Source organism: Streptomyces mutomycini, from assembly GCF_001700505.1.
Lineage (GTDB): Bacteria > Actinomycetota > Actinomycetes > Streptomycetales > Streptomycetaceae > Streptomyces > Streptomyces mutomycini.
In genome coordinates, this window is sequence record NZ_MAPV01000246.1 from 1 (window position 1) to 830 (window position 830).

Consider the following 830-nt stretch of genomic DNA (forward strand, 5'->3'; position numbering starts at 1 on the left):
GGTAACTCGGGCAGTGTGGCGTCGGGTCGGGTGTCGTACGCGTTGGGCTTGGAGGGTCCGGCGGTGACGGTGGATACGGCGTGTTCGTCGTCGTTGGTGGCGTTGCACTGGGCGATTCAGGCGTTGCGGTCGGGTGAGTGCTCGATGGCGTTGGCCGGTGGTGTGACGGTGATGGCGACGCCTGGCACGTTCGTCGAGTTCTCGCGGCAGCGTGGTCTGGCGGCTGATGGGCGGTGCAAGGCGTTCGCGGATGCGGCGGACGGTACGGGGTGGTCCGAGGGTGTCGGGATGCTGTTGGTGGAGCGGCTGTCCGACGCGCGTCGCAACGGGCACCGGGTGCTGGCTGTCGTGCGCGGTTCGGCGGTGAATCAGGACGGTGCGTCGAATGGTCTGACGGCTCCGAACGGTCCGTCGCAGCAGCGGGTGATTCGGCAGGCTCTGGCGAATGCGGGCTTGTCGGCTTCGCAGGTGGATGCGGTGGAGGCGCACGGTACGGGTACGAAGCTGGGTGACCCGATCGAGGCGCAGGCGCTGCTGGCGACGTATGGGCAGGGGCGGTCGGAGGATCGGCCGTTGTTGCTCGGGTCGGTCAAGTCGAACATCGGTCACACGCAGGCTGCGGCGGGTGTTGCCGGGATCATCAAGATGGTGCAGGCGATGCGGCACGGGATTCTGCCGCGGACGTTGCACGTGGACAGTCCGTCTTCGCAGGTGGACTGGTCGGCGGGTGCGGTGGAGCTGCTGACGGAGTCGGTGGCGTGGCCGGAGACGGGCGAGGCGCGGCGGGCGGGTGTGTCGTCGTTCGGGATCAGCGGCACGAACGCGCACGT

The 830-nt window shown here is 68.6% G+C and carries 1 protein-coding gene; it reads left to right on the top strand.

Annotated features, from left to right (window positions below; translation table 11 throughout):
- On the top strand, window positions 1–830 hold an 830-nt coding region (locus tag BFF76_RS28245; protein ID WP_141695684.1), incomplete at both ends, for a beta-ketoacyl synthase N-terminal-like domain-containing protein.